General features: G+C 33.8%; 12 protein-coding genes. 4 read left to right on the top strand and 8 right to left on the bottom strand.

Annotated elements, in window-relative coordinates:
• Positions 1 to 249: 249 nt before the first annotated feature.
• Positions 250 to 1,674 (top strand): sulfatase, encoded by a 1,425-nt coding sequence (locus NH26_RS24010; RefSeq protein ID WP_044217229.1) that lies wholly within the window; start codon positions 250 to 252, stop codon positions 1,672 to 1,674.
• A 3-nt stretch (positions 1,675 to 1,677) separates the two neighbouring features.
• The gene (locus NH26_RS24015) at positions 1,678 to 3,144 is read left to right on the top strand and encodes a right-handed parallel beta-helix repeat-containing protein (RefSeq protein ID WP_052431700.1); all 1,467 of its coding nucleotides are present in this window, start codon (positions 1,678 to 1,680) and stop codon (positions 3,142 to 3,144) included.
• A 103-nt stretch (positions 3,145 to 3,247) separates the two neighbouring features.
• Here the strand turns inward: NH26_RS24015 and NH26_RS24020 are convergent, their stop codons facing one another.
• The 7 genes from NH26_RS24020 to NH26_RS24050 all read right to left on the bottom strand — a co-directional run bounded on the left by NH26_RS24020 (position 3,248) and on the right by NH26_RS24050 (position 15,863).
• Complete coding sequence (locus tag NH26_RS24020) at positions 3,248 to 4,834, bottom strand: arylsulfatase (protein ID WP_044217231.1); 1,587 nt, start codon at positions 4,832 to 4,834, stop codon at positions 3,248 to 3,250.
• Positions 4,815 to 6,230 (bottom strand): sialate O-acetylesterase, encoded by a 1,416-nt coding sequence (locus NH26_RS24025; protein WP_052431701.1) that lies wholly within the window; start codon positions 6,228 to 6,230, stop codon positions 4,815 to 4,817. Before NH26_RS24025 ends, NH26_RS24020 begins: the two co-directional genes overlap by 20 nt.
• 29 nt (positions 6,231 to 6,259) lie before the next feature.
• On the bottom strand, positions 6,260 to 6,817 hold the full coding sequence (locus tag NH26_RS24030) for an RbsD/FucU domain-containing protein (protein WP_052431702.1): 558 nt from the start codon (positions 6,815 to 6,817) through the stop codon (positions 6,260 to 6,262).
• A 15-nt stretch (positions 6,818 to 6,832) separates the two neighbouring features.
• On the bottom strand, positions 6,833 to 8,296 hold the full coding sequence (locus tag NH26_RS24035; protein WP_052431703.1) for a sulfatase family protein: 1,464 nt from the start codon (positions 8,294 to 8,296) through the stop codon (positions 6,833 to 6,835).
• Between the two features lie 89 nt (positions 8,297 to 8,385).
• On the bottom strand, positions 8,386 to 11,004 hold the full coding sequence (locus NH26_RS24040) for a GH116 family glycosyl-hydrolase (RefSeq protein ID WP_084812367.1): 2,619 nt from the start codon (positions 11,002 to 11,004) through the stop codon (positions 8,386 to 8,388).
• Positions 11,005 to 11,303: 299 nt separating this feature from the next.
• Positions 11,304 to 12,803 (bottom strand): RagB/SusD family nutrient uptake outer membrane protein, encoded by a 1,500-nt coding sequence (locus NH26_RS24045; RefSeq protein ID WP_044217235.1) that lies wholly within the window; start codon positions 12,801 to 12,803, stop codon positions 11,304 to 11,306.
• A gap of 9 nt (positions 12,804 to 12,812) precedes the next feature.
• Entirely contained in the window at positions 12,813 to 15,863 is a 3,051-nt protein-coding gene (locus NH26_RS24050) for a SusC/RagA family TonB-linked outer membrane protein (protein ID WP_044217236.1), read from the bottom strand.
• A gap of 565 nt (positions 15,864 to 16,428) precedes the next feature.
• Here NH26_RS24050 and NH26_RS24055 point away from each other — a divergent pair.
• Both NH26_RS24055 and NH26_RS24060 read left to right on the top strand, forming a co-directional pair.
• Positions 16,429 to 20,463, top strand: coding sequence for a hybrid sensor histidine kinase/response regulator transcription factor (locus tag NH26_RS24055; RefSeq protein ID WP_084812368.1), 4,035 nt, complete (start codon positions 16,429 to 16,431; stop codon positions 20,461 to 20,463).
• Between the two features lie 349 nt (positions 20,464 to 20,812).
• On the top strand, positions 20,813 to 23,695 hold the full coding sequence (locus tag NH26_RS24060) for an Ig-like domain-containing protein (RefSeq protein WP_044217240.1): 2,883 nt from the start codon (positions 20,813 to 20,815) through the stop codon (positions 23,693 to 23,695).
• Positions 23,696 to 23,782: 87 nt separating this feature from the next.
• Here NH26_RS24060 and NH26_RS24065 read toward each other — a convergent pair whose 3' ends face one another.
• A complete protein-coding gene (locus NH26_RS24065) occupies positions 23,783 to 24,373 on the bottom strand; it encodes a Crp/Fnr family transcriptional regulator (protein WP_071397286.1) in 591 nt (196 codons plus the stop codon).
• Positions 24,374 to 24,412: the final 39 nt, after the last annotated feature.

Raw genomic sequence — 24,412 nt, forward strand, 5'->3', positions numbered from 1 at the left:
AATGTAATTATTGGATTTCATATATGAGTGTGTATATCGTTTATTTACTATCTTCTATTATATATGACTAATTAATGCCCTACTTTGATGAATTTGTGTCAAAATTATCGATCAATCCTATTAAAAACGACGAATATCAACATCCTTTACAATTAATTGACTGATATATGCTCCTTACCTTTTAAACTCTATTCTAAATTTACATATAAAATATTATCGACTACTTATCAACATAACCAACATTGAATTATGAAATTATTACTTCTGACATTTTTAATTCTGAATTTTTCACTGCTCTCTTTTGCACAAGAGAAGCCCAATATCTTATTTATCGCCTTTGATGATTTAAGACCTCAGATTGGAGCTTATGGAGAGCCAGAACCTATCACTCCGAATATCGATGCATTGGCGGATCAAGCAGTTCAGTTCAATAGAGCATATGTCAACTATCCACTTTGTCATCCTTCTAGAGCTGCCTTACTTACAGGAATACGTTTTGATAATAAAAGACTAGTGAAAGGGAAAAAGCAATTTGAAGCAAAAATTGCGGTTCAAGATACTTGGCCTAGAGTACTTAGAGAAAATGGTTATTGGACGGCCACTCGAGGAAAACTCTATCATGGTAAAGTTCCTGCCAATGATAAAGATGCTTGGGATATTGCCGGTAAATTTTGGAAAGGTGATTTTCACGATGGAGGACCAGAAATTGAAAAAAGAATTGTGGAGATTGGTGGTCGTCAGGATCAGATTGATATTTACCACGAGAAAGGAGCCGGACCAGGCTCACTTATGTACGCCTCTGTAGATGGAGAAGATAATATTTTAACAGATGGAAAAACAGCTAATGCGGTTATCAATTACATAAAAAATGATAGGGATAAAAATAAGCCTTTTATGATTTCATGTGGCTTTGCTCGTCCTCATATGCCTTGGGTAGCTCCTAAAAAATACTTCGATATGTATCCAGAGGATGCCGGAAAGTTGGCCTATGTTCCTGAAGGTGCTGATAGAGATTTAACCAAAGATCCTTATCAAGGTAGAAAAGGTTCTGAAATATGGAATGAGGGTGTGGATGATAAAACAGCTCAAAAATTAATTCGCGGCTATATGGCGAGTACTACATATGCTGATGCTCAAATGGGTAAAGTAATTCAGGCACTAAAAGATGAAGGGCTTTATGATAATACAATCATTATTGTTTGGGGGGATCATGGTTACCACCTTACAGACCATGGCAAATGGAGAAAGAATACGGGATATCATGTAGCTTTGAGAAGTCCAATGATTATCAAATTACCACAATCTAAAGAGGGTAAACAAGTTGATAACGTGGTACAGAACATCGATTTGTATCCAACAATTATGGAATTAGCCGGTATCCAACCAAAAGAAGAAATCACTTTACATGGTAATAGTTTAGTGCCCTTATTAAATGGAAAAGATAAAAATTGGGAAGACATCACATATACATGTGCTAAAGATAGCTATGGTGTAGTTACTGAAAAATATCGTTTTACAATTACTCCAGATGGCAAAAAATTTCTTTACGATCTATCTAAAGATCCTGAAGAGTGGAACAACTTAGCGAATGAAAAAAAGTATAAAAAACTGATCAAAGAATTCGAAGTGAAAATGAAACAAGTAGTTTGGAATACTCCTAATCAAATCAACTAAACAATGAGACAAACAAGATTTTTAATTTTAGCCTTTTTATTCATTTCACAGGTGCTTTTTGCAAAGACCTATTACATCAATGCAAACACCGGAAATGATAAAAACAATGGTAATTCAAAAAATACCGCCTGGAAGACGATATGGAAGGTCAATCAACAAACGTTTAAACCTGGAGATGTTCTTCTGTTTGCGTCGGGCACTACTTATGATGGACAATTAATGCCAAAAGGTTCTGGCAATAAAAAGAACGTGATTAAAATTGATAGATATGGCAAGGGAGAAAAGCCTCAAATTAATGGAATGGGGTTAAAAGAATCTGCTCTTTACTTATATAATGTGGAATATTGGGAAGTAAGAAACCTCAAAATCACTAATAAAGGAGGAGAACCCAAGTCTAGGAGAAGAGGTGTTGTGGTTAGGGCTGAAGATTTTGGAGAATGTCATCATATTGTTCTAGAAGACTTAGAAATATTTGATGTCAATGGTTTACTTGAAAAGAAAAAAGGCGGCGGTTCTGCTATTCTATGGCAGAACATGGGGAAAGAAGTAAAAACTCGCTTTGTTGGATTACAGATTCTGAATAATTATTTGCACCACTGTGAAAGAAATGCCATCAATTCTAAAGGAAACATTATGAGAACAAACTGGTATCCTAGTTTAGATGTCGTAATTCGTGGTAATCTTATAGAAAATATCCCTGGCGATGGCATTGTTCCTATAGGTTGCGATGGTGCATTGGTAGAATATAATATTATCCGTAAAGGAATAGATTCTATGCCTATAGGTGATGCTGCTGCCGGTATTTGGCCTTGGAGCAGTGACAATACTTTAATACAATTCAACAGTGTTAGCGACCATAGAGCAAAATGGGATGGACAGGGTTATGATTCTGATTTTAATTGTAAGAATACAACTTTTCAATACAATTTAAGCTTTGATAATTGGGGGGGCTTTATATTAATTTGTAACAATGGATTTAAGTTAGGTGAGCCGATGAATATGGGAACGGAAAACACTATTGTGAAATACAATCTGAGTATAAACGATGGTATCCGACCTTATAAAGCGCATAATAAACGCTATTTCGCTCCTACTTTTCATATCACAGGTCCTGTTAAAAATACTTCTATCCATCATAATATCATTGTCATTCCTAATAAGGAAAAAAATGAAATGGAAAATCATGTGGTAGAATTTCAGGATTGGGGAAAAACATTTCCAATGAAAACTGTATTTGAAAATAACATTATCAGAAATGAATCTCAAGCAAAAATACTTGAAAGAAAAACCACTGATTTTGTGAATCAGAATAATGATATTCAAGAAGGTTTTGATTATAATGAAAGAAATCCTCAGAAAATATTAGAACAACTTCAAAGTAACCCTTTATTTAAAAATGATAAAGAGTTTATGAAACTGTATGCTTTCATAAAGGAATTTGTGAAGAACAATAAAGAGATTTCTTTTTAGTAGATTCTGCCTTAAAAAAAGAACCCCTAAAAATGTTATTGACAGCATTTTCAGGGGTTCTTTTTTGATTATTCATCCTCTATTTTTTCTATTGACTGATTCACTAAATTTGCTTTTTGTGCGAAAAGTGTCCATTGTTAAAATCACCATCACAAGCCTTTAATAGCTCTTTTTTAAGCTGATTAAATTTCTCAGGATACTTTTGTGCTACATTATTTTTTTCTAAAGGATCTTCTATAAGATGATATAATTCAAATGCATTTCGAGGTAAGAAAGTTCTTAATTTAAATCCGTCTTTTGTGATTAATGCAGGTCCTTGAAAGGAGGAATAAATCACATACTGATGTGATTTAGTTTCATCTTCTTCTTCTTGGATCAATGCATTATAAAATGAAAGACCATCAATTGAATATTCTTCATGATTACCAATGACTTCTGCAATGGTTGGTAAAATATCATAGTTGGCAGTTAACCGATGACTAACCGTGCCCTTCTTTATTTTTTCAGGCCACCTTATGATTAATGGCACATTGATTCCGCCTTCTAAATTACTTCTTTTTAATCCTGCTCTACCTCCATTTCCGTCAAAAACATCACCCCCTAAATTGCTATAATATTTTCTCTCAAAATCATCAAACTGTTGTCCTGTTTGCATATTAGCATAGGGCTTATGAATTCTACCTTCTTTACTATAATAGATTTCGTGACCGTTATCAGCTGTAAAAATGATGATTGTATTTTCATCTAGGCCTTCATCTTTCAATTTCTTTATGATTTGACCTACATTATCATCCAATAATTTCACCATAGATGCATATTCTTTTTCAATTTGCGTCAATCGTTTATCGTCTTTAAAATCAGGATGTACTTTAGGAATAGCAACAGGACCGTGTGGCAATTGGGTTGGGAAATAAATAAAGAAAGGATCGTCTTTATTATCTTCAATAAAACTCAATATTCCGTTCATGAAAATATCCTGAGAATAGATTTCTTTACCTGTCATATTCCACCTTTCCTCAAAATGTTCTTGTGTTTCTGGCTCTCCCGATTTACCACAATCCAAAAGTGTATTACCTTCAAACTCTTTTATTTCACCATTTTCGAAAAGGAAAGGAGGGTAAAAGCCGTGGGCTCTCACATGATCTAAATACCCTAAATAGTACTCCCAACCATGCTTTTCCATTTGTGCATGTGTAGCAGAAAACCCCCATTCCAATTTACCAAACTGAGCTGTTTTATACCCGTTCTTTTGAGCTACTTTCCCTAAGAAAATCTCGTTTTCTGAAATAGGACGAAGTTTATTATTGATCCTCTTTTCGATATCTTTTAAGTTATCACGATCCGCATTAATGTATTCTGTAGCATTCGTAATTTCAAATCCATTGGCGTGACAATCGTGTAAACCTGTGATTAGCGATGCCCTTGCAGGGGCACACAACATGTTAGAATAGGCACGTTGAAAACGCATTCCTTCTTCTGCCAAACGATCAATATTTGGCGTTTTAATAATTTTCTGACCTTCATGACCTAACAATCCGATACCCAAATCATCTGCATAAATTAATATGATATTAGGTGTTTTTTTCTTCTTTGCTTGACCCTGTTGAAAGGAGGTGAAAATACTGACCAAGCCAATTGCAAAAAAAATCAAGAGTAGAGTTCTCGTTTTATTATTTTTGAGGTGTTTCATTTTTCTTATTATTTTCTTTCCAATTGTCCGTTCTAAAAGGTGATGCAGGAATTCCGCCAATACAGAAAAGATTCCCAACAAAGGCATTGTTCCAGCAATATCTTACAGCTAAAGGCTTTTTAATGTCCTTATGAAAAACTTCTAATTGTCTGTTTCTAGTAAATCTAGTCTGTGCAGGAACGAAAACACTATCCTGTCCTGCGATGTACATTTCTTGTATGGGAACCCCAAACGAGGTGAGTCCTCTGGGCACATTATCAAATTCAATCACAATCTTATTATCTACCACTTCATATGATTTATAGATAGGCCCAGTGCATTGTATATTATGAAAACCATACGTTTTGTTTAACGCTAAATACGCTAACCTTTCCCCCACTTCTTTTTTATACATTGGGTGGATATTCCACTTTTCACCAACATCTGTAATGGTTGCCATCCCAACATTCTCTACTTTCTTTAACGTTTGTAATTGAGCATCTCTAATTAAATAAGCAGGCAATTCTTTAGGGTAATTAAATGAAGCAATTTGCACATAGTAAAAAGGGAAATCTCCTTGTTGCCATAATTCTCTCCAACGGGTAATCATGGATGGAAAGATGTCATAATATTCTATTGGATTTAATTTGATATTCGATTCTCCTTGATACCATAATACTCCTTTTATTTTCAATCCCACAATCGGGTGGATCATTGTATTATACAATATTGTTGGTGTATTGTGGCTCAAATCTTTGGCTTCCGTTTCAGGTAATTCCACAGAAGGATACTGCGTTGATAAAATTTCTTTATCCATCCAGGCTTCAATTCTTGTTCCTCCCCATGTTGCATTTACTAAACCGATGGGTACACCTAAAGTTTGATACATCTGCTGTGCAAAAAAGTATCCTGCCGCAGTAAAATTAGGTGATGTATTAGGGTTTGACTCTTCCCATTTGGCTTTACAATTAGACTGCTCAACAGTAGATTTTTCTCTTTTTATAGTACAATGACGGATGTATTTATTGGTACTGTTTGCAATAGCTTCATTTCCTCCTTTAATAGGTTGGTTATAATTTCCACCTAAAGACATTTGCATATTTGATTGTCCAGAACACAGCCACACTTCTCCAAAAAGTACATTTTGTAAAGTGATCGTTTCTTTTCCTTTAATTGTTATTGTATGCGATTTTAAATCTGCTTGAGGGACTGAAAAAGCTACTTTCCAACGTCCGTTTTTATCTGCTTTTACCTTTATTTCTTCTTCTAACCAAGAAGTCGATAAAGTGATGGATTCTTTTGCCTTCGCCTCTCCCCAAATATAGTTTTCTTCTTTTTGTTGAAGTACCATATTGTTGGCAAAAATGGGGGCTACTTTAAGTTGAGCTAGTGCATTTAAACTACAAAATAAGAGCATAAATACACACGAATAAAAGTGTCTCATTATTAATTTTTATTTAGATCAATACGTAATTTTTTTTCTGATGCTGCATTCCAATAACCACACTCCAATTGAAAAAATACAGAGGAATAAGGTATTGTTAAATCTGTTTTAATAATTAAAACATGAAACAATTCTGCAGAAGTATCCAACTCACAAATGATTTCTTCATGAAGTTTGCTTTGGACATTTTCAGTAGATATTAAATCTTTCAGTTTATTTCTATATTCATCTATCCCTGGAGCTGCTGAAGCCATTACAAACTTCATTTCTTTATCTAAGAAAATGGTAGCATCTACATGCTTTGCTTCTTTTATTTTATCCCTAATAAATTCAACAGCCTCCAATTGGGTAGCATTAATAGTCATTGTTTTAATGGCAGGATTACTTTGTTGAGGATAGGCTGCGTCTGCAACTACAATCCAATTACGATGGCCATAAAGTGCCAAAGTTTGTGTCACTTCATTTTTCCAACAATCGGTAGTTACTTCTGCCTCTTTTGTTGTTTTACAAGACCATAAACTCATAAAAGCAAGAGTAAAAATTAAAGTTCTTTTTATCATTTTAAATTCAAAAAATTATAATTCCACGTCTGATATTTTCACTTTTTTCATTAACCTATTGTAGTCAACAATTCGCTCTGTTTTAGGGGCATCATCAAAAAACCTCACCCCTTTTCCAATTCGATCTTTATCACCCAATTCTATTCTAGCTTCTTCCATAGCTATCATTAATTCCTTCACCTTTTCAGGGTATTGCCCGGCTACATTGTTCTTTTCTTCCTTATCTTTTGTGAGGTGAAAAAGTTGAACTTCATCTACTCCATCAATCTTTCTTTTGGCCCATTTCATGAATTTCGGCTTAGCCTGACGAGGCAGTACTAACTTCCATTCCTTATCTCTGATGCCATGTAAATGTGTGTAAGAATAGTAGTAGTAATATTCATGATCGCTTTCTGCTCCATCAAAAATCACTTTTGAAAAATCTTTACCATCTATCGTTAAATCATCTGGAATTTTTGCCTGTGCGAAATTTGAAAAAGTTGGGAAGAAATCGAGGGTAGTCAACATTTCGTCATTGGTTTGTCCTTCTTGTAGCTTTCCTTTCCATTGCATAATGCAAGGCACTCTCACACCGCCTTCCCAAGTTTGGGTTTTATTTCCTCTTAGAGGGTAAGCACTTCCACCATGATCACCAATTTTAGCTTCTACCCAAGGGCCATTATCTGAAGTGAAAATCACTAATGTATTTTCTTCTAGCCCCTCTTCTTGTAATGTTTTTAATACCTCACCCACACTCCAATCCAACTCTTCAATCACATCACCATAAAAACCATCTTCCGATTTTCCTCTAAATTTTTCGGAAGCACCAAGTGGTACATGAGGCATGTTGTGTGCTAAATACAAAAAGAAAGGTTTTGCTTTATTCTCTTTTATAAAATTAGTCGCCTCTTTGGTGTACATTCCCGTTAGCAAACCCATTTCCTGCACGGTATTAATGGTCATGACTGTATCTGAATTATCAAGAAGTGTTGCCCTAAACTTGGGGTTATCTTCAATGAATTTTGTATTCCCATTATACTTGGGTGTTCCAAAAAACAAATCGAATCCCTGCTCTAAAGGCATCTGTCCTTCCTCTTCTCCAGCATGCCATTTTCCAATACAAGCCGAAACATATCCTTCTGAATTTAGTATTTCTGCAATGGTAATTTCCTTTGGATGTAGTTTTGTATGAAAGTTTTTTCTATTGTTCGGTTCTGCAATTCTAATCGGATAACTTCCCGTAAGTAGTGCAGCCCTTGAAGGTCCACATAGGGGTTGAGCATAAAAATTGGTAAACTTAATGCCTTCTTTTGCCATCTGATTTAAATGAGGCGTTTTTATGCGGGGAGCACCGTAAGGCTCAATATCATTATAGCCTAAATCGTCTGTAAAAATCAATACGATATTAGGCTTTTGAGGTAGCTCTTCTTTTACTAATGTATTTTTCGTACATCCTATTATTGTGAAAAAAATTGGTAGTAAGAAGTATAAGTATTTCATTCAATCATCATTGTTTTTGTTTAAAAAATAGTGTTTCATCATCAGCCCACGACTTAAGTCGTGGGCTGATGATGAAATGGGGATATATTTTATAAAACGTTCTTCAATCTGAATTCTAAAGGCTCAGAAGGGGAAACTTCTTTAGTTGATTTATACGATTTTTTCTGATCTCCTATTTCTATAGTTTTCACATTAAGTTTTCCGTATTTCACATTTAACTTCACAACATATTCCTCACCTTCTTTATCAATAATGCAATTACCCCAAGCTTCACCATTAGCCCAGAAATAATTCCCTTCTTTACCTACAAATTGAATTGATTTTTCAACGCCTGAGTATTGGAAATCACTTTCTGCTAAAATCCCAGCCCATGAAGCCATTGCCCTAGCATAATGATGTCCACATTCGGCTTCATCAAAAGGACTTCTTTTTTTACCATCGTAGCGATCACGAATATTTTTAATCACTTCCTGTCCCTCTGTGTCCATCCCTTCGTACAGCATTCCTACAGCTGCAGTGTATTCAAAACCCGTCATCACTTCTGCCCAATATGGGAAAGGTACTCTTGGTCTACCACCGTTTGGCCAACTTGCCATTAACAAGGCTTTTTCATCGCCCATGGCATAAGAACGCATATTATTAAAATGTTCATACATTCCATCTCTTTGGTTGTATTTCAAAATACTTTTTAAAGACGTCTTCACATTTTCCTCTTTTACTAAATACCCTAAACCAACTACATGAGCCATGTATTGTCCTACTAATTGATCTACCAAACAACCTGATTCGAGTTGGTAAAAAGGATCTTCTAAGTCCAATTGTTTTTTTCTGTTATGACCAATAAGACCGTTAGGAATAGCATCTTTAGAAGCAGGCACTTGCAATTTGTGTTCATAATATTCTCCATTGAAAAGGTGAGCATCTGTCCATTCAGAACCGTAAGTAAACAGTTGGTTACACTTCTTTGCAAACGCTTTATCTTTTACTTCAAGAGCCATCTTTTCAGCCGCTTTTAATGCTCCCAAATACCAAATCTGCATCTGTGGATTTGGTCCGTAATATTCCACATCCATAGTATTGTGCTGTACGCCTTCCATCACACCATCTTGATCACCGTCCCATCCATTTTCAATCCATGCATAAGACAAAGCAAGTTTTACTTTAGGCCACATTTCTTCTAAAAATGCATCATCACCAGACAATTGCCAATCACGATAAAACTTCATAATTGTACCCATTTGTCCATCTGCAGCAGCTAAATCAATGCCTGACGCTCCCTCTTTTAATGGTAGCTTCGTTCTGAAACCCATATGTCCTTCCTCATTCATGGCATACTTGAACTCGACTTCACGCATTCCTCTAGCCAAATCACTGAATAAAAAGGGCGTTGCTTGTTCATAGTTCCAAACGTGGGTACATGACCCGAAACAAGAACCTTTACGGTCCATCACTCCTTCCCAACCAAACATTTTACCATCTTCAATTCTAAAAACCGTTTGAGAACGTAGCGTACTTAAATTAAACAAGGCGGCTTCTTTTAACTGGTCAGAATACGTACTATTTGTATAAGTATTCACAAAATCCAATGTTTGTGCGGTCAACTTTGGTAAGTTATTCACCTCTTTAGTGATCACATCCCAAGCATCAGCATATTTTGTCGCATAGTAATTTTTCAGTTTTTCAGACGACCAAGCATAACGGTTTGGGAAATGCCATGTCAGATAAAAAGTGAATGTTTTTGTCTCTCCTGCTTTTATCATTTTTTTGACCGATAGAGAAGCCATTGGATCAGGATCTGCTGATTTTTCTTTCTCTACTAGTTCACCATTTTCACTAAATTCATCCCAGAAGTTCAACGTACTATTGTACCAATCATTCTTTACAGAACTCGTTCTATACGAAATTTGTGCAGCGTTTTCATTGGGTGTCGTAATGGCAAAAGTTCCCCAAGCGGCATCGTTTTTATCCACAGAATCAGCGTACATATAAATACCTTGTACTACCTCCGATTTTCTATATTCATTTTTATTTTCATCGGTTCCTATCGGGATAAAATCGCCTTTCCAATCCGACTTAAATTTACTCCCGTCCTTTCCAATAAAATTTCTGATGTTACCCGCCACAGCCACTTCCAATTCTTTGTTGGTAGTATTTGTCACCTCATATTTTAAGATCGCTATTGGTATACCTGATGCATCCGCATTTGCAGGAATAAAAGGATTGTAACCCACCATTTTCACCTGTACCGGCATGGTCTTGTCTTTTAAATTGACGATTCCAAAAGGATAAGTTGTTTCAAAATCAGCCTCTCTAAATCTAGGAAATCCGTGATGATCTACCGAACGTCCCTCATAATGTTCATAATCTGCAAAATGTATAGGTCCTAACAACGCTTTTGTTTTTGATGTTTTATCCTCTTTGCCTTTTGTATAAATTGCAAAAAAGGGAGCGTCATTTCCAGTAGTTACCGTACTGTATCCTTTGGCTGGAACATTCATGATCTCCCAGTCTTTCAATGCTCCATTTCCTCCCAAAGAAACCGTACCCGTACCGATGCCACCAATAGGTAAACCTATTCTATATAAATGATTCTGATCGTATTTTTTTAAAATGGGAATTTGCTTGCTTAAAGGTTTATTTTGAGCGTGTGTTTCCTCAGGAATTAGTAACACACCAAATAATAATAAAAAATTAAAAAGTTTATTCATTGCAATCAATTTTAATGCTTCTTTGATAGAGGTAAAAAAAATTGGAGAATCACTTATTTCATCTCTTCATTATGATGATACTATTTACTCAAAATCTGTGTTATTTGAGATGATTGGGAATAGAATTAATAGCAGTAATTTTACAGAAAATTAATTATTGGAGGTGTCAATTATTTTGAGTTATTTTTTAGAAAAGAGAGTGCTAGTGTTGATGTTTTGAGGTGAGTAAAAAAAAGCCACCACTTATTTATCATTTATAATAAATAAAGGGTGGCTTTAATATTTTCTAAAGAATACTACTAATACGTATTCTGCTCTAATCCTTCAATCTGCTCTACTTCTAAAGCAGGTTTTGGAAGGTGACCAAAATTTTGATTAATGTGAGGGTATTCAACACCTTTCACTTCAACAATCAATTCTTTACGAACAAGGTCAAACCATCTTTTTTCTTCGAAGGCTAGCTCCCATGCTCTTTCGTCAATGACTGCTTTATCAAAAGCTTCTTTTGAAAGTCCAGATAAATCTACAGCTGGATCTGGCGTATAAATATCTTGATTTAAAGCTCTTCTTCTCACTTGATTGATTGCTTCATAAGCTTCACCTGTTGGTCCATTCACTTGATTATCTGCTTCCGCAAATATTAATAGTACGTCAGCAAATCTCATATGAACATATGATGCATAACCTTCTGAATTTACACCCGTTAAATCTGTTCCTTCGTAAGAAATTATTTCAGAACCTGCATCTCTGTACTTTGCCACAAATGGTTCAGCTACGTCCGCAGGGAATGATGTACCATCAGGCCAGCTTGTTGTGAATGAAACGTCTTTTCTGTAACCGTCAGGGAAATTATTATAAAACGTTGCTTCACTAAAGAAATCACCCCAACCTGCTTCTTTTGGATGTCTAGATGCATGGTGATAGAATGAAGCTCCTGGGTTAGGCCATCCGCCACTGTTCACACCTTTAAAGAAAAAGATAAACTCAGAATTTGTTAAACCATTGTCTGCAATCCAAAGGTCTTTGAAGTCAGCTTCTAAAGCATATGAACTTCCATCCATTACTTCCTTCGCTTTGTCTCTTGCTAATTTATACGCTGATGCCTCTTTTAAAGGCCACCCTGCCATGGTTAAATAGACTTTAGAAAGTAACGATTTTGCTGCCCAACTTGTAGGTCTAATTCTTTCAGGGAAAGAAGGTGGTAACGTTGATTCTGCATCTTGTAAGTCTAATACAATAGCATCATAAACATCTGCCACAGGAGATTGTCCTACTTTATCAGCATTCGATCTGTTTTCAGTTGTAATGATTGGTACCTCACCAAACCACTGCGTTAAAATAAAATATGAGTTTGCTCTCCAAAATTTAGCCTGACCAAGTAAATGTGCTTTTTTCTCTTCAGAAATAACAGAAGTAGTTTCTAAATTAGAAATCAAGATATTTGCATTATTAATTACTGCATAATGAATACCCCATAAGTTAGAAATTTGACCATTATTAGGATCATAATTAAATCTATCAAATTGAAGAAAAGCATCATGAGGTGCAGTGGCAATATCATCCGCCATTGCTCCGGGAATTTGAAATACTCCCCAGTTAAAGGAATAACCACCCCATGAAACCCACATAGGTGACAACATACCATTTAACCCAGCTTGGAAATCACTTTCTGTTTTATAAAAACTATCTGGTGCTAAAATACCAATCGGTTCTTCTTCTAAACTTACACATGCATTGAGTGCTACAACAGATAATGCTGTTAGGGCTGTATTTTTTAAATATCTATATAAATTTCTCATCGTTTTTTCTTAGAATGTTACGTTTAAACCTAAAGTATAAGATTTTTGAGAAGGGTAAGAAGCCATGTCAATACCTCCCCAAGTATCTGTACCAGTACTTGCTTCAGGCTCATATCCTGAGTAGTTTGTAAATGTGAATAGGTTTGTACCGTTCAAGTATACTCTTGCAGAACCGATTCCTAACTTAGATACCATTTCATCTGAGAAAGTATATCCTAAATTAATGGCTTTGATTCTGATGTAAGAAGCGTCTTCTAACCAACGACTTGAATTAGTCATTGAAAAAGCATTATAACCTTGGAAAGAAGGAACATCTGTATTTTGATTATCTTCAGACCATCTATTTAAAATTTTAGTACTTGTGGCATCACCGTCATTATTTGTGATTTCAGCTCTTACACGACTTAAATTCCAAGTATCTTTTCCTTGTACTCCTTGAATGAAAACTGTCAAGTCGAATCCTTTGTACTTGAAAGTGTTATTCCATCCGAAAGAGAAATTAGGGTGTGCATTTCCGATGTTTACAATATCTTCATCATCAATTACTCCATCTCCATTTTGATCTACATATTTTGGTGCTCCAGGGAAGAAAGCAACACCTCCTGATGTTACCTTAGCGGCTTCATCTGCTTCTGCTGAAGTCCAAACACCTGAATATTCATATCCTCTGAAAACACCCATTGGCTGACCTGTTTCTAACCAAATCACGTTATTGAAACCAGGAAGTCCTCCACCGTTTCCAATTGGCATTTCTTCTACATCACCTAAGTCTACCACTTCATTTCTATTTCTACTGAAAGTGATACCTGTATTCCATTCAAAGCCTCCCGACATCACTGGCGTTGCACCAATATAAAGCTCAATACCTTTATTTTCTACTTTACCAATGTTTCTCAACACATTAGAACTACCAGACGTTTTAGGTAGTGGTGCATTTTGTAATAAATCTTCTGTTAACTTATTATAGTAATCAAAAGTAGCTTGGATTTTACCTCCAAAAAACTCTGCATCAAAACCAATATTGGCTTGAGTAGTTGTTTCCCATTTCAAATCTGGGTTAGCCGCTGTAGGCGATATAGCCACACCTGAACTTAAGTTCATACCATTAATTGGGAACTGAGCTGAAGCACCTGTTCTTAACCTTGGCAATGTAGTATAGGGTGCAATAGCTTGATTACCTACCTGTCCCCAGCTACCTCTAATTTTTAAATTCGTAAGTGTCTCACTTGTTTTTAAGAATTCTTCATTGGTTACATTCCAACCCAAAGCTACAGAAGGGAAAAATGCTCTTTTATTGTTTGCTCCAAACACTGAAGATCCATCAGATCTAGCTGTAACAGTCAATAAATATCTACTATCATAGTTATAGTTTACACGACCCATATATGATAATAAAGTTCTTTTAGATCTGCTTGAAGTAGGCAATAAATATTCAGACCCCATTTGAAGACCATTGTAACCACCAGCATTTAATAATTCACCTCTTGCTCCTGACTCTGACCAATTGCGTTCTTCATATTGTTGCTCTAAAACGGCAGTAACATTGAAATTATGCTTTTCTATACTTTTTGTATAATTCAACATGTTTGTATTTTGTAAAGTAGTAGTTCTACCTACTGCAATACCTGCTGTTTCTTGCCCCGGATTTTGTAAAATTTTAGAATTATTGAAGTAATTATTTTCATAATCAAATTGATTATACCCTCCCATAATATTTAGCGTAAGACCATCAATAATTTTATAATTCAGATCACCATTAATCGATAATCTGTTTGTGAAATTATCTCTTACTGGCTCAACTGCTAACGCTTTTGGGTTACCTGTTGCAACAGGACCGTAGCCTCCACCTGGTAAAGAATAGTTCCCTTCTTCGTCATAAACAGGTTTAGTAGGTGCCCATACTTGAGATGCAAAAATAGGGCTATCCGTAAAACTATTTTGGGTAGTAGGATGATCGACTTCTCTTGCGATATAAGAATTTAAGTTTAATTTCAGTTTCTCACTTAACTTAAAACTTAAGTTTGGCCTTAATGAATAACGATTATAAGAACTACCTTCAATAACACCTTTTGTGTCTAAAAATTCAGCAGAGATATTATAATTTAGCATTTCACTTGCACCACTAATTCCTAAATGATGATTTTGAGTGAAACCATTTCTATAGATTTCATCTTGCCAATCAGTACCTCCATTCGTTTTAAAACCTTGAATTTCTTCTGGAGTAAATACTTCATTTCCTCCTAATTCTGTTCTATTAGCATTCACTGTTTCAGCATAATCAGCCGCATTCATTAAATCTATTTTTTTAGCCACTTGTTGAATCTGAACAAAACCGTTATAACTAATTGTTGGCTTTTGTTCTTTAGCACCATTTTTTGTTGTAATTAAAATGACACCGTTTGCCCCTTTAGATCCATAAATTGCCGTTGCTGATGCATCTTTCAATACTTCAATAGATGCAATATCATTTGGGTTAATTTGATTTAATGACATCCCTGATTGGAAACCGTCTAAAACAATCAATGGTGCATTACCACCCACAACAGAGTTGGCACCACGAATACGAATAGAAGTATGACCGTTCGGTGCAGAATCGTTGTTTTGTACTTCAACCCCTGCAATACGACCTTGTAAAGCTTGATCTGCACGTGCTACTGGCAATGTATTCAAATCTTCATTTTTAATAGAACCAACCGATCCCGTTACATCAGATTTTTTTACTGTACCATAACCAACGACCACCACTTCTTCTAACTCTTCATAATCCGTTTCAAGTTGAATATCAATAGTACTTTGGTTACCTACAAGAATTTCTTGTGTGACCATTCCAATAAATGAAATTCTTAATTTTGCATCGGCAGTTACTTCCGTTAATGTATATTTTCCATTAAAGTCTGTAGTTGTTCCATAGGTAGTTCCTACAATAGCCACAGTAACACCTGGAAGTGGTGTACCTGCATTATCTTTTACTACTCCACTAATTGTACTTTGGGCAAAAGCTCCTAAAGCCAATGTTAGCTGTAAAAATAAAAAAAGTAAGTAATGTCTTATTTTATTCATATTTTAATAATTAAAAAATCTGTAAAAAAGAGTGAATAGCTTATTCAGATAAATAGTGTAAAGAATAAATATTTAAAAAAATGTTTATCTCTTTTATCGATGCTTCAAAGATATCTAAGGTTTAAGTGTTACAATTACACAAACAAAACAAAGTATTGCATTATATGAGCAATTCTTATATAGTGCTACCTTTTATTTGTTTTAATGCTATTTGTATTCTGAACTAATAAAAACCTAAATTTTGATTGTTGTATTCTATAACTCTCTAAGGGCTAGATATAGTTTTTAATCCATATCAACAGTACAATAACAAAAGCAACGAACATAAAAAGTACCACCTCATATATACTCAAGACCTTTTTTTTAATACGTTTAAGAATATTCATATCTATATATTAAGAACTAAAACATAGTAACAATAAGTACTTAAATACTGCCATTCCATAGCATTCTGATTCCATTAAAAGTACCATTAGAAGTGCGGCGGTTTTGTGTTATTTTTTATTCATTTTAAGCTATTTGATTAACTATACTTTTCTGAATTTACAGCATAAGAAAACATGAAATGGAATGCACATTTTTTACTTCGAATATGACATCATTAACTTTACGAGCAACAAGAAAATTTATACATACTTTATTAATAGCATTATTTATTTTTCAATATTCATTTGCTCAAAATAACCATATCAATATCGATCAACTTGAATTAAATTCTACAAATGGTAGTAGTAATATCAATTGTATTGTTCAATCAAAAAAAGGGTATTTACTAATTGGTACTAATAATGGATTATTGAAATACAATGGACATGATGTTACTTTTCTTCATACAGATATTAATGTCAGACAACTCATAGAAGATAAAAAAGGTAATTTATGGATTGGTACTATTGATGGGTTATTTTTTTTAGATCATCAGACAAAAAAAACATCATTTTTTGAGAAAACAGGCGTAGAAAGTATTAGGAGTTTATATCTTTCTAAATTTGGAGAACTACTCATTGGTACTGAAAAAGGCCTTGTCATTTATAATCTTCAAACACGTGATTTTAGTAAATATATTCATCATCAAAATATAGACGAAGGAATAAGTTCAAATACAATAAGATCTATTTATGAAGATGATGATAATAATTTATGGATTGGAACAGCAGATAAATTGAATAAATTTGATCGTAAAAACAATACTTTTATTCATTTTGATTTAAGACCTAATGATATTCCGACACCTAAAAACAATTTAATATTAGCCATTAAAGAAGTTATTCATAATCATAAAAAGTTACTACTTATTGGTACTGAAACAGGGTTGTGTATTTTTAATAAAGAAAATGAAACTTGGACAACGCATACAAGTGTTAGTTCCAAGGGATCTTTATCGAATGACGTTGTTAAAAAAATTATTATTACTAAGAACAATCACATTTGGCTTGGCACTGACTATGGACTTAATTTATTTGATATCAATAAAAATACATTTTCTTCCATATTTCATGAGTTTGGCAAAATAAACACAATCAATGGTAACACTATTCAAGCATTATGTTATGATAATCAAGATAACGTATGGATAGGTTCTCAGAATGGAATAAATGTAATTTATAATAATTCAAATGATATTACTTTCAATAAATTAGAAAACAATGCTGAACCCCTCCCTGGAGGAATAAGTATTAATGCAATTACTGAAGATATAAAAGGAGATTATTGGATTGGTAGTAATATGGGGTTAATTAAATATGATATACAAAAAAGAAAATATACATTCTTCTCCCCTCCTCACATTCTACATAGAAAAGTTCTAGACGTTTATGCTGATAAAAAAGGAACTATCTGGATTACTACATCTGGAGGACTTAATACTTATGACATTTACAAAAAAACGTTTAATAAATATATTGCCAACCCCTCAAATAAAGACGCTTTACAAACAAATTATTTATCAAAAATAATTGGCGACAGTAACGGTAATATTTGGTTGGGAACTTTCGATAAAGGTCTTTATAAAGTGATTAGAAAAAAGGATCAATTGGTTTTTATGAACTTTAATCATGAGACGAAAAACCCTGATTCGTTACCAAATAATGGTGTTTTCGACCTGAAATTTGATGAAAATAATAAGCTTTGGGTGTCAACCTATTCTACCTTAGCCACTTTTGATCCTGTAAAAGGTCGATTTATAACTATCAATGAGTTTTCTAAAAGTAGTAAAACTCCAAAATTCGACATTGTCAATGCATTACTCACTAATAAAGAAGGATTGTATTTTGTTTTTCAGGATAAACTATACATGAAACATATCAATTCCGAAAAAATCACTTTAATTGATTCATTAACAAAGGGAATAAATTCTCTTATTGTTTTAGATCAAAAGGTATGGTATTGCGATAGTAAAAATCTACATTATTATGACATTAAAACAAAAGACCTTTTTAAAATCCCAATTACAAAAACCTTAATAAGTAACTTTAAAGAGTATGCGTATATCAATAAAAACAATGAACTATTTTTCTTTGGGAAAGAAGGGTTTATTAAATTTAACCCCAAAAATGTAAGCTTTAATAAGCAATCAAAACCTATCATAATAACAGATTTACAAGTAAATGAAAAGAGTATTCCAACTCCTCTAAATGATATTACAACCCTAGATTTAACGTATGAAGAAAATAATTTTAAAATCTCATTTTCAACCATGCATTTATCTGTTTCAGACCCTACGATATATAAATATAAATTAGAGGGATATGATCAAAAATGGTTGACACTGAACAATGATAATACAATTGGATACAAAAATCTAAGACCAAAGAAGTATGTTTTAAAATTGAAAGCTGCCAATGAAAATGGTGTATTCTCAGAAGATGGCAAAAGTATAACCATTAATGTATTTCCGCCTTTTTGGGCTACAAATTGGGCTTATGGGTGTTACTTTATACTCGTTATCATTTTCTTAATTATCATTAAAAAGGTTTTAACTCAAAAAATCCATTACACAAATGATATTAAGTTAGAAAAATTAAAAAGAGAAAAAAGTGAAGAACTTATAGAAATTAAAACAAAGTTTTATAATAACATCACTCACGATTTAAAAACACCACTATCGCTAATATTAGGTCCTACTGAACAATTATTAGCCAACGAAAAGGACCCGTTGAAAATTAACACACTAAAAATTATTAAAAGAAATACAAATAAACTTCAATCTCAAGTCAACAAAATTCTAGACCTTAGAAAAATTGAAAAAGGGGTTGAAAAACTACGCATTCAACAATATGACATTGTAAAATTCAGCAAGCGAATCGTAGAGCAATTTAAAGAAGAAACCCTTCATCGAGCAATAGAGATTACATTCAATTCGTCTATTCCATCTCAAAAAATGTGGTTTGACATGGAGAAACTAGAAAAGGTATTTTACAACCTGCTTTCAAATGCTTTCAAATTCACTCCTGATAATGGAAAAATAGCACTAGAAATTCAACCTACAGATAATAATTTCATTAAAGTGATTTTTACAGATACGGGTGTTGGAATACCAAATGACAAACTAGAACTCATTTTTGATCGATTTAATTCTGTTGAAAATAAAAATTTTACAAATCAGCAAGGGTCTGGAATTGGTCTTTCTATTGTAAAACAATATTTATCGCTTCATTCAGGTACTATAGAGGTAGCATCGGACATACAAAAAGGGACTACATTTTCTATTTATTTACCACTAAGTAAAGACGCTTTACAAAATTATGTTGAGTCTGAAATAGTCATCAAAACTGATGACGAGAGCACTTCTAAATCAGATCAAATCAACAAAGTAGAAGACAATGGTCAACCTATTATTTTAATAATAGATGATGATATAGACATGAGAGAATTTCTTTCTCAATCTTTTAAATCAAAATTCCGTGTATTATTGGCTGAAGATGGAGAAGAAGGGTTCAATATAGCCTTAAAAGAAATTCCAGATATCATTATTTCTGACGTAATGATGCCTAAAATGAATGGGTTTGATCTCTGTAAAAAGATAAAAGACAATGTAAATACGGCGCATATACCATTTATGCTACTTACCGCAAAAAATAGTTCTGAGAGTAAACTAATAGGAACAGAATACGGTGCGGACGATTACATAGAAAAACCGTTTCAACTAAATTATCTTCTTACAAAATCTCAACAATTACTCAATCAGCGTCACAAATTAAAAAAATCGTATGTTCATGAAGTTCTTTTAGAACCTTCAGAAGTTCTTGTGCAATCAGAAGATGATAAATTCTTGGTACAGGTTATGAAAATTATTGAAAAAAATATTGAAAATTCTGATTTTAATGTAAAAATGTTAAGTAATGACTTAAATATGAGTCACAGTAATTTTTATAGAAAAGTGAAAGGATTAACAGGACAAACAGCAACAGATTTAATTCGTACTGTTCGTTTAAAAAGAGCTGCTCAATTATTGGATACTAATGTTTATAGAGTGAAAGATGTAATGTACTTATCGGGTTTTACGCACAACTCTTATTTTACAAGAAGTTTTAAAGGACTCTATGGCGTTACTCCAAAAGAATACATGCTAATGAAAAAGAAAGAAGTACCCGTCTCTTAAATAAGTGATTCATAGATAGTAATAAGGATCAAAACGAAATTACGGAACACTAATTCCTATAAATTAGGATTTATTTTTGGCGTAGTAGTTACATAAAAATCATCCTGTGAATAGGTCCATTGAATGTTTTGTGATAGAGATTCCTAAAAAATGCTATTAAATGCCTTTTTTACGCTTATTAATTTACCCTTTGTGATGTTGCTTTACAAAATGACAAATAAGCTATAGAGCCATCAACCAGTCTATAGCTTCATTGCTATGTATTTGTAAGTCTCTATTAAAATAAGTTTATCTCTAATTACGATAGAGTACTTAAGTACAATTAACTTTTTACTTAACACAAAGAGAAATGAAAACCACTACTAAACTTAAAAGCCTTCTATTGCTTCTGGCAATTATTGGGTTTACTACTTTATCTCAAGCACAGATTAACATCAACGTCAATACTTCTAATACAATTGCTACTAACGTAAGTGACAAATACGGTATTAACCTCAATGCTGGAGTTGATCATGACGTAGATAGAGCAGCAGGAAGCCGTACACTTGCTACTGCAATTTCTGAAACAGGAAGTAAGCGAATTCGCTACCCTGGTGGAGAAAAAACCAACTACTTTTTTTGGACGGCAGATCCTATGAACCCAGATCCAACGACAAACTATTGGACGGGTAGTTATGCGGATGGTGCACGTACTACTTTAAACTTTGATGAGTTTATGAGTCTGTGTCAAGAAACGGGTGCAGAAGCGCATGTAAATGTAGCTTTGAGTATTTGGGATACAGTGACCTTAAATAAAACAATGGCTGCTGAATGGGTAAGGTATTCTAATATCACGAAAGGATATAATGTGAAATACTGGGAAATTGGCAATGAAATGTGGCATAACTCAAAACAAAATCAATGGGCTATGTTCCCTATCAATGTCAATACTTTAGCCGCAAAAGTAATTGAATATTCCAATGCCATGAAAGCGGTTGACCCTACTATTCAAGTGGGTGTTAGTTGGAAGGCAAATGAAGCACAACAATTAATTAACCTTTGTGGGGATGCACTCGACTTCATTGCTATTAGTAATTATACTAATGGTGGTGGAACTTCGTATGCGAATTATAAAAACGGGAATAATGTAGATCTTTTAAAAGTAGATGAAGGTTTAACGTTACCGACTGTCATTTCAGAATTTAACCAAGCAGATTGGACAGATAGTGCATGGGATTTAGCCAATAATACAGGTAAAGGTTTAATCAATTTTGATTTGATAGGGCAAATTCTAGAAAGCTCAAAAACGGCTTATGGATGTCTATGGAATACAAGATGGTACCCTGATGAAAATGGTGTTTATGAAGGTTTGAAATGGGATGCTATGGATAATCAAAATAACCTTACTGCTGTTGCGAAACCTCTTGTCTTATGGGAAAAATTCATCAAAGATGATTTGGTGCAAATTTCTAGTGGCAATTCTGATATTGTTGCGTATGCTGCTTATGATAATAGCAATGGAGATTTAAACGTCTTCTTAATCAATAAAGAAACATCTTCTAATAACATCAACTTAAATATCAGTTCTTCTAATAGTTATAGTTCAGCGCAAGTTTGGCAATTTAAAGGGAATAATGAATCAGATACTAACCCTTCTGTTTCACAGCTTAGTAATTCAAGTTTAACAAGCAATACAATTAGTTATTCTTTACCTTCTACTTCTATCACTGTATTTTCAATGACAAAAGACGAAGGTCAGAATGCTCTAATTACTCCTGTTGAAGGTGAAACTTACGAAGACACAGGCATCCAATTCAATTTTGATACCAATTCAGCGACAGAATACATCTTTGTATATGATCAAAACTGGAATGAAATTGCTTCTCTTTCTGCTCCTAATTTCTCTTTCAATTATGTTCCTACAAGTACAGGAAATGCTACGTTCCATTATGAATATAATAATGCTAATTGGGGAAAAATAGGTCAAGGAAATGTTTCTATTACTATTACTGAAGGAAGTGGAAACAATGAAACCATTGATACTTCTAAAACCTATTACATGATTAGCCCAACGCATAATCTAAAAATTGGAGCAAATGGTGGAGAAGATGCGTTTACGACATCTCTTTCAGCTACGGATCAAACGGTACAATGGCAGTTAACAGCATCATCTACGGCAGGTTTTTATCATATAGATTGTATTGGTGGTGGTGCAGTGCCACGTATTCGTACAGATCGATCTTCACTTGCTGATATGCAATCCACAAATTCTAAAGGTGATTGGACAAAATGGTCTTTGGAAGCTGTTGCAGGTACTTCTTATTATAGATTAACCACTAGAGGTGGAGATAATCCTCGTTTAAGAGTAGGTCCAAGTGGAATTGTAGAAATGCATCCTGCTACTTCTACGGGTTCGAATACTTATATTTCTTTTGAAGAAGTAGGTTCAGGCTCAAGTAATGTTGCCGTTACTTCTGTTGCAATCTCCAATCAGAATGAGGTATTATATGCAGGAAATACATTACAATTAAATGGAAGTGTTTCTCCTTCTAATGCCACAAATCAAAATGTAAGTTGGAGTAGTAATAATAATGCTGTAGCTACTGTCAATGCAAGTGGATTGGTTTCGGCTGTAGGAGTGGGTACTGCAAATATTACAGTAACTTCAGTAGACGGAGGACATTCAGCTTCTACAACAATCACTGTATATAATCAAGTGAATGCATTAATTACTCCAGTGGAAGGTGGAACATATAGTAGTACTAGTCCATTGGAATTTATTTTTACTACATCTGCCGCAACACAATATATTTATGTATATGATGCCAACTGGACGGAAGTTGCCTACTTAACTGCACCAAATTTCACATTCAGTCATACTCCTACTATCACGGGAAATACAAAATTCCACTATCAATTTAGAAATGCTAGCTGGGGAAATATGGGAGATGATGCTAATGTAAACTTAACCATAACATCAAGTGGTGCAAGAAAAAATACGGCAGAAATAATGGAAACGTTAGACCTTGCTGTTTACCCCAACCCTGCCACTGATTTTGTCACTATTGAAAGTAATAATATGAAAGGGATTAAGGCCTATACTCTATATACTTTAATGGGGCAACAAGTAGTATCAGGTACATTTGAAGACACACATCAATTGTCTGTTTCAGGACTTAAAAAAGGTACTTATATTATCGTGGTAAGCGATGAAGCGGATAATCGTAAACAAGCCAAATTATTGGTGAATTAACGCTTATAACTCTCTTATAACCATTGATTATTTCAGTGGTTATAAGAGCTTTTAATGACTTAAATAAGAGTCTGTCTCATAACTAAGTTATGAATCAGACTCTTTTTTTTTAGTTTTTTCTAATCGAATTCTACTTAAACTTTGTTGAGTGATACCCAAATAAGAAGCAATATGATAATTCGAGATGTATTGTTCAATATCAGCATATTGTTTTAAAAACAAATCATATCTATCAGAAGCTGACAGTTGCAATTGATTAAGAATTCTATGATTGAGGTTCATAGCGTATCTCTCTAAATTCTTTCTTTGATAGCGTTCAAATTCTGGAAATAGATGATATATCTCGTTTAAGTCATCAGTATTGAATTCTATTACTTTTGCTTCTTTTATACATTCCACTGTAAGAGAGGCAATACTGTTATTATATAAAGCAGTAAAATCACTTACCCACCAATCTTTAATAGCAAATTGTAAGGTGTGCTCTCTGCCTGTATTATTATTACTAAATGAGCGTATACAACCATCTAAAACAAAAAAGGATTTATTTACTTTTTCCCCCTCTCTTATCAAGATATCTCCTTTAGCCAAGTTTCTGGTTTTAGCAATTTTATATACTTGTGCTTCTGCTTCTTCACTAAGCACTATTAAACTCTTGATTTTTTCTATTAAGCTTTTCAAATTGATGTCAGATAAAAGTTATACCACATACAACTATAT

It is taken from the genome of Flammeovirga pacifica, assembly GCF_000807855.2.
Taxonomy (GTDB): Bacteria; Bacteroidota; Bacteroidia; order Cytophagales; family Flammeovirgaceae; genus Flammeovirga; species Flammeovirga pacifica.